At 63.7% G+C, this 6,324-nt stretch carries 14 protein-coding genes; 11 read left to right on the top strand and 3 right to left on the bottom strand.

Features of this window, described 5'->3' with window-relative positions; genetic code table 11:
* Together AC5P67_RS19110 and AC5P67_RS19105 are read right to left on the bottom strand one after the other, a co-directional pair.
* Nucleotides 1-246: hypothetical protein (locus tag AC5P67_RS19110; protein WP_495215101.1), on the bottom strand; the 246-nt coding region annotated here is incomplete at its 3' end.
* Nucleotides 246-1,274 (bottom strand): hypothetical protein, encoded by a 1,029-nt coding sequence (locus AC5P67_RS19105; RefSeq protein ID WP_495215100.1) that lies wholly within the window; start codon nt 1,272-1,274, stop codon nt 246-248. The genes AC5P67_RS19105 and AC5P67_RS19110, both read right to left, overlap by 1 nt.
* Before the next feature lie 110 nt (nt 1,275-1,384).
* Here AC5P67_RS19105 and AC5P67_RS19100 point away from each other — a divergent pair, with 110 nt between their 5' ends.
* Together AC5P67_RS19100 and AC5P67_RS19095 are read left to right on the top strand one after the other, a co-directional pair.
* Nucleotides 1,385-1,600, top strand: a complete 216-nt coding sequence (locus tag AC5P67_RS19100; protein ID WP_111193334.1) for a hypothetical protein — start codon at nt 1,385-1,387, stop codon at nt 1,598-1,600.
* Nucleotides 1,597-2,139 (top strand): hypothetical protein, encoded by a 543-nt coding sequence (locus AC5P67_RS19095; RefSeq protein ID WP_111193333.1) that lies wholly within the window; start codon nt 1,597-1,599, stop codon nt 2,137-2,139. Before AC5P67_RS19100 ends, AC5P67_RS19095 begins: the two co-directional genes overlap by 4 nt.
* An 11-nt stretch (nt 2,140-2,150) precedes the next feature.
* Here the strand turns inward: AC5P67_RS19095 and AC5P67_RS19090 are convergent, their stop codons facing one another.
* The gene (locus AC5P67_RS19090; RefSeq protein WP_111193332.1) at nt 2,151-2,798 is read right to left on the bottom strand and encodes a DUF4145 domain-containing protein; all 648 of its coding nucleotides are present in this window, start codon (nt 2,796-2,798) and stop codon (nt 2,151-2,153) included.
* Between the two features lie 44 nt (nt 2,799-2,842).
* Here AC5P67_RS19090 and AC5P67_RS19085 point away from each other — a divergent pair, with 44 nt between their 5' ends.
* From AC5P67_RS19085 to AC5P67_RS19045, 9 genes are all read left to right on the top strand, one after another.
* A complete protein-coding gene (locus AC5P67_RS19085) occupies nt 2,843-3,238 on the top strand; it encodes a Ref family recombination enhancement nuclease (RefSeq protein ID WP_111193331.1) in 396 nt (131 codons plus the stop codon).
* Nucleotides 3,220-3,729: a RuvC family protein gene (locus AC5P67_RS19080; RefSeq protein ID WP_111193330.1), complete on the top strand. Its 510-nt coding sequence runs from the start codon at nt 3,220-3,222 to the stop codon at nt 3,727-3,729. The genes AC5P67_RS19085 and AC5P67_RS19080 overlap by 19 nt, the downstream gene beginning before the upstream one ends.
* On the top strand, nt 3,726-3,941 hold the full coding sequence (locus AC5P67_RS19075; RefSeq protein ID WP_111193329.1) for a hypothetical protein: 216 nt from the start codon (nt 3,726-3,728) through the stop codon (nt 3,939-3,941). The genes AC5P67_RS19080 and AC5P67_RS19075 overlap by 4 nt, the downstream gene beginning before the upstream one ends.
* Complete coding sequence (locus AC5P67_RS19070) at nt 3,928-4,311, top strand: hypothetical protein (protein ID WP_241889293.1); 384 nt, start codon at nt 3,928-3,930, stop codon at nt 4,309-4,311. Before AC5P67_RS19075 ends, AC5P67_RS19070 begins: the two co-directional genes overlap by 14 nt.
* Entirely contained in the window at nt 4,299-4,460 is a 162-nt protein-coding gene (locus AC5P67_RS19065) for a hypothetical protein (RefSeq protein ID WP_241889292.1), read from the top strand. The genes AC5P67_RS19070 and AC5P67_RS19065 overlap by 13 nt, the downstream gene beginning before the upstream one ends.
* A 13-nt stretch (nt 4,461-4,473) precedes the next feature.
* On the top strand, nt 4,474-4,986 hold the full coding sequence (locus tag AC5P67_RS19060) for a hypothetical protein (RefSeq protein ID WP_111193328.1): 513 nt from the start codon (nt 4,474-4,476) through the stop codon (nt 4,984-4,986).
* 262 nt (nt 4,987-5,248) lie between these two features.
* Entirely contained in the window at nt 5,249-5,455 is a 207-nt protein-coding gene (locus tag AC5P67_RS19055; protein ID WP_241889291.1) for a hypothetical protein, read from the top strand.
* The gene (locus AC5P67_RS19050; protein ID WP_111193327.1) at nt 5,452-5,859 is read left to right on the top strand and encodes a phage tail terminator-like protein; all 408 of its coding nucleotides are present in this window, start codon (nt 5,452-5,454) and stop codon (nt 5,857-5,859) included. Before AC5P67_RS19055 ends, AC5P67_RS19050 begins: the two co-directional genes overlap by 4 nt.
* 38 nt (nt 5,860-5,897) lie before the next feature.
* Nucleotides 5,898-6,320, top strand: a complete 423-nt coding sequence (locus tag AC5P67_RS19045) for a hypothetical protein (RefSeq protein WP_111193326.1) — start codon at nt 5,898-5,900, stop codon at nt 6,318-6,320.
* Nucleotides 6,321-6,324: the final 4 nt, after the last annotated feature.

The raw sequence follows: 6,324 nt of genomic DNA, 5'->3' as shown, positions 1-6,324 counted from the left end.
CGGGACACCCAGCGCGGCGCTGATCTGGTTGACGGTGTTGCCGCTGGCCCGGAGCTGCCGGGCGCGGCGTTTAGTGGTGGCCGGCCAGTACCGGGCATGACGCTGGCGCGGTACCGGCATCCCTTGGCAGCGGGCCATGTCCTGGACCGCGCGGGGCGAGCGCCCGAGGGCAGCCGCAACGGTCATTGCGTGGCGGCCCTCCATCTGGCGCAGGGCCCGCAGTTCGCTGGTGCGCCAGAACTCCATCACGCGGCCTGCGCGTGGGTGTCGGGCAGCGGCTGCTGCAGGTGTCGGATCATCGCGCCGCGCATGGCATCGATCTGGCTGGCGTCGTACAGCTTCGAACCGCGCTCGGTGGCAATCGGTTCGAAGCCCAGCTGGCGCAGGCCTTCGGCGTCGATTTTCAGCGGTGCAATCAGGTCTACGACCTGACCCAGCTTGATCTTGACGACCTCGCGCGGCGCGGCGCTCGGTGCCGGGGCGCTGACCACTGCGGTCGGAGCGGTGCGCACTGCTGCCGCTGCCGGCGGGGCTGCCACAGGTTCGGGCTGCTGCACGGTAGCTGCCGCCTTCTGTGCACGGGCTTCATCCTCCTTTCGGATCTGCTCGCGATGGGCGTCCAGGCGGGCCTGCTCCGCCTGCTGGTGCTCGGAGATGCGCGCCGCCACCAGGTTGCGCAGATCTTCCGGCGCCTTGCTGGCGCACAACTGCACGCGGTCAGCGAACAGGGTGGCGTAGTCCGGGTGCTCGGCGAGGATGGCGATGTTGGCGCGGATGCGGTCGGCCGCCTGGCTGGCGGTGATCTTGGCGTTGGTCGCTACCACGTCGACCGCATCCTGCATGCTGGAGAAGGAGCGCTTGCCCTTGATGGCAGCCTGCAGATCCGCGACCAGCGTGGCCGGCATCGGAACGGCATGCGCGCCCAGCGTTTCGTTGATTCCCTGAATGTGGTCGATCACCGCGCGACGAGCGGCGTTGCCGATCTCGGTTCGGCGCTCCTCCTTCCGCTTCGCCACCAGCTTGTCCAGCTCCAGGCGAATCTTGCGCGTCTCGGCGGCCACGTCGTCCATCGTGCGGAACACCGCATCGATGTCGGCCGTCTGGTCCAGCACCTGCTGCTTCGTCGCCTCGATCCGTTCCTCGACGCCCTTGCACCACGTCACGGTCTTCTCGGCGTTGGCAAAGTCCTCATCGGACTGGAGTTCCCGGTTGATCGCGCTCAGGACCGCCAGCGCGTTCTCCTTGAACTCGGCCAAGTTGGAGGCGGTGACCATGCCCGTTACCTGGATGCTCAGCGCGGGCAGGGTTTCCGGCGCACGGCCGACGGGTACACCGGGACGACTACTGCAGCAAGGAAGCCTGCGGCGCGCCCGGGATCTCGGAGTTGATCGTTGCGAAGAACCGCCAGGGCGAGACCGGCACCCGCTACCTGCAGCACCGCCTGCAATGCAGCGCCTTCGATGACTACACCGGCCCTCGGCCGAACTACACCCTGAAGGGCACATCCACCGTCGGCAGTAGCGATGACGACTTCGACGTGCCGGCTTCGGGCCGACGCCGCCGTAGCCGGCGCGACCTTGCTGCAGGAGACGACGCATGACCGTGATGACACCAGCTGCGCGGAAGATCCGCACGAAGCGCGCGCGCCGACCGATCTACATGGTCGTGACCAAGCTGATCGATCCGGCCACTGGTGAACCTGTAGGCGCCTTGGTGCCGGCTCATGAGGTCGACCAGCGCCTGATGCGCGAGCGCAAGTTCAAGGTGGGCCGCGAAGTCCGCGCAGAACTGAAGCAGCCGCGTGAGGGTTGGCAGCACCGCCTGGTGCACAGGATTGGCCAGCTGATGGTCGACAACGTGGAGGGGTGGGAGCAGCTCGGCAGCCACGACGCGGTGAAGCGCTTACAGCGCGAGTCAGGCACCTGCTGCGAGGAAATGGAGATCGACGTCCCCGGCGTCGGCCGCCTGATGGTCAAGCAAGCGGAGAGCCTGTCCTTCGACGAAATGGAACAGGACCGATTCCAAGTCCTGTTCGATGGGATCACTGAGCACATCGGCCAGCGCTACACCCATGTGATGCTAGACGACGTGCGCGCCGAGTTCTGGAACATGGCCGGGCAGAACAGGAGGGTGACGTAATGCAGGCACTTTTAGCCTTGGGACGCTTCTTCCTTCCTAGCCTGAACCTGTGCGGGGAGGGTAAAGGTGTAGATCAGGAAAAGCCGAGTGAATTCTTTGAGTTGCTCGATCTCTTCGCGAGAAAGCTCTTCGTCATCATGCGCGCCCTGATTGCCGTCAAGGCGAATGAGGTGCGCCCACTCTTTAAGGTCCGACGTCAACCTGCCGTTGTCTGCGAGAAGATCAATGCGCTTGGCCAGTGGCTTCCCTGTGGTGGAGGGATCAAGTTCTCGAGTGGCCACATCGATGGCTTTGCGGAACATGGAAGCGGCAGCATCGGAATTACCTCGTTCGGCGTTATCAAGGCCTTGGACGAATGGGCGCCGTACCGCGGCCGAAACGTGATCGGGGGCATCGAGCGACTCTTTGACAGGGTATGTATCAGTGACTATGACGTTGGAGTTCTTCGCAGTCTGATCGAAGTCTCCTGTGCCGCTCGACATAACCCATTGCATGCCGTTACTGGGAGTAATCGCGCGCACACAGAGGATTTCATTGCATCTGTTGCAGGAAAACACCGCGGTGCTCTTGTTTTGACCAGTGGCAACGACTCCGATAGGTCGCATGGCGACCGACGGCGCTTTGCAATGCGGGCAATGTCGAACAAGTGTGATGGCCATATCCAGTCCATGGTTGCCCAAGAGCGGGCGCTTCGGTGGGAATCATGAAGCGCGGCCGCTTTACCGGCAAGCCGACCTTAGCCCAGCAGCAGCGTATGGATGCTATCGCCGAGATCGGCTGCATCGTGGCCCACAGCCTGGGCATCGACTTGTACGACAGGCCTATCCCGGCCGAAGTGCACCACCTGACGGTCGGCGGTAAGCACGGCGCCAACCGCCGTGGCCACGATTTTACCATCGGCCTGAATCCATGGTCCCACCGCGGCGAACCGTTCGGTGGCATGTCCGCTGCTCGGTGTGAGGAACTGTTCGGGCCGTCTTACGCCCGCCAGCCCCACAAGTTCCGGCAGGAGGTCGGCAGCGATGACTACCTGCTGGACCTGCAGAACACCCTGATCGAAAAGCACCTGGAGAAGACCTCATGGCGACCGGCCGTCTGACCTTTGGCATTGACCCTGGCCTTTCGGGCGCAGTGGCCACCCTGATCGACGGCGTGCCCGGTCCGATCCTGGACATGCCCACCCGCGAGGTGGACGGCTGGAAGGAGGTCGACGCCCGCGCGGTGGCGACCTTCATCCGTGCCCAGCGAGAGGCCCATCCGGGTGCCGACCTGCAGGCAGCCTTGGAGAAGGTCGGTGCACGGCCCGGTGATGGCGGTACCAGCGCATTCCGCTTCGGCGACAGCTACGGCCAGGCCCGCGCAGTGCTGCAGGTGATGGGCGTGCCCTACCTGCGTGCCATCCCGGCAGTCTGGAAGCGCCGATTTGGGCTGATCGGCCAGGACAAGGACGCCGCCCGGCTGCTGGCGATCCAGCGGTTCCCGGCCGCCGCGTTCCAGCTGCAGCGAAAGAAGGACAACGGTCGGGCCGACGCGCTGCTGATCGCCCTCTGGGCCGAGCACCAGCTGGCCATGGGCCAGGCGGCCGCATGATCGGCGCCGAGCTGCGCATGCAGAAGCGCTACCGGTCCTACGTGCAGAAACACGGCCGCTGCTCCATCTGCCAGTTCCGGGCCACCGGCGCTGCAGGGTTCCACTGCAAGGGCTGGCCCGACCGGGCCGGCACCTGCGACACCGACAGCAAGCTGCCGGTTTTCCGATTCGATGACGCCGTACTGGAGGGCATGCGCGATGCGCAACACTGATCCGCTGACCGAAGAACTGCGGCGCTGGGGCCACGCCCAGGTGAATCGATTTGCGCTGAGCCGCGCCGACAGGAGCGTGCATGTCCTGGACAAGGTTCGCGACCACGCCCCGCTGACACGGGAACGCGCCATCCAGGATCTGGTTGGCCGCGACGGCACGGACCGGCGGCGACTGATGGCTGCTGGCGCCGGCGTGAAAGGCTTGCGCATCGTGCCGCTGTGGGCGGCGGATCCGATTCGCGCCTCCAGCGACGCGGATCATCCTCACGCAACCCAGAGATCGCGGTCGATGTTGGCGTTCCGGATGAGCTGCGTTGGATCGACCGAGCCCTGGCATCGATGGAGCGGCAGTACCCAATGCGCGCTCTGATCGTCCGGACCGAGTTCACGGTGTCGGCCAGTCAGGCGGTGAAGGCACGCATGGTCGCAGAGAAATACGACGGGAAACTGACGCTGCGGCAGTATCGCTACGAGCTGGGCCGTGGATTAGACTCCGTGCGCGGCGCCGCTGCCGCATAGAGGAGTTTCTTCCATGATGGACCTGTGGGCATTCGCTAAGGAAAATGGCAACGGCCTTTCGGGGGTCGGAGCGATGCTGGCGTGCATGGTCGCCGCCATTACGCTTCTTGCCCAGCGGAAGCACAACAAGTTGTCCGTTCGGCCATTGCCCGCTATTGAGTTTCAGGATCTTGAAGAGGGAACGGTTGTTGCGCTTCACAATCATGGCACTGGACCGTTGATAATTGAGCGGCTTGTTATCACCAATTACGGGCAGGAAGTGGGCAGCGTGCTTATTGACCTGATGCCTTCGCCACTCAACGATTGGGAGTACTTCGTCGGCGAGATGGATGGCCGATCGATTCCAGTGGGAGGCAAGGTGGATCTAATCAGCTATAAGGCCGACGAAGAGTTGGGCGGCGCGGATATTGAATCGCTACGTAAGGCACTAGCACCACTGACCATTCATATCGTCTACCGGGATGTGTACGGCGGTCGCCACCCGGCCTATCTTCGATCGTTGAGGTGGTTTGCGCGGCTGAGTTGACAGTGACGTAATTGATCTGCATCATTCTGCCACTGTCAAGAATTGTCCCTGAAGCCCTGGCCTAGCGCCGGGGCTCTGCGTTTCCGGGACCCAAACACCGATCAACCACCGCGCCGAAACCCCCTCCGCTCGCCGTGAGGCGATTGGGGCTGGCTTCTACGCAACCGGGCGGTTTGCATCCCTGGCGCTACGGCGCGGGGAAACGCCTAGGCAGCGGTGGTGATCGGCCCTCTACGCCCGTAGTGCCCAGGCGCCGGAGGTGGTGTTCGCCACCCTGGAGCTGGGGCAGACCGTGTGGGCTGGCTGGACAGCGAAGTACGCCATGCGCATGGAGCACGGCTTCCAGGGCGAAGACAGCCTGGGTAGAACCTATGCCCAGGCCGGCAAGGGCTTTGCGCGGGCGGCGGCACAGCGCTGGGACTTCATCGTGGCGGAGGTCACCGCCGACGTGAAAGGACGGATGGGATGAGCGACACCGCGATCTATGACGCATTCGCCACGCTGGTGGGGCAGTTCGCTGCTGCCCAGAGGCTGGACTGTTCCTACCCGGGGCAGGGGTTCAAGCCGCCCACAGGCAATGGCGCTCGTTGGCTGGAGCTGCAGTGGTTCCCCAACCGGACCGAGAATTACGGCATCGAAGACGATGGACCGTCCCTGATGCAGGGGTTCGGCCAGCTGTCGGCCTGCTACCGGCCGGGGCAAGTGATCATGGTCGGTACCGCGATCACGGACCAGATCATCGCTGCCTTCGCCAAAGGCACGACCTTCGCCGGCATGCGAGTGGAGCGGAAGCCCTGGACGTCCAGCATCATCCAGGATCCGGAGCGGGTCATGCACCCGGTCACCATCCCATGGCGGGGATCCTTCAGTTAGGCTGATATGATCCGAGCGACCACAACGGGGGTGTCGACGTGAGCTTGATTGAGAGTATCTGTGACGAGCTGGATTTGATTAGCCTGGAGGGTTGTGCGCCGGCGGACTTGGGGGTGCTCCAGAGCGGGCTGAATCTCCTCGAGGCTCTAGTCAAGTATTACTCGGCTGGTGAGTACATTAGCCCGCGCGAAGCGTCGGGAGTATTCCACTTGATGAATCTTCTAAGGGCAGCTGTAAACGATTCACGTCGAAAGAACATGTTTGAGCTGGAGCGGCAGGCGTTTGCGGCTCTCGGTGAATTGGACGATGCGGCTGAGGAAGACAGTGTGGCCGTCGAGGAAATTCTGGGTCAGCTTGAGCAGGTCGTCCGCGATGCCGTATGGGCGTTCAAGGATGAGGGCAGGTTGTTCGCTGACCGCCATCAACCGTCGGACCCAACGGTCAAGGCGCTGACCGCCTAGTAGA

It is taken from the genome of Stenotrophomonas sp. YJH_SMC_21 (assembly GCF_059369555.1).
This window is presented reverse-complemented; position numbering and strand designations above follow the sequence as displayed.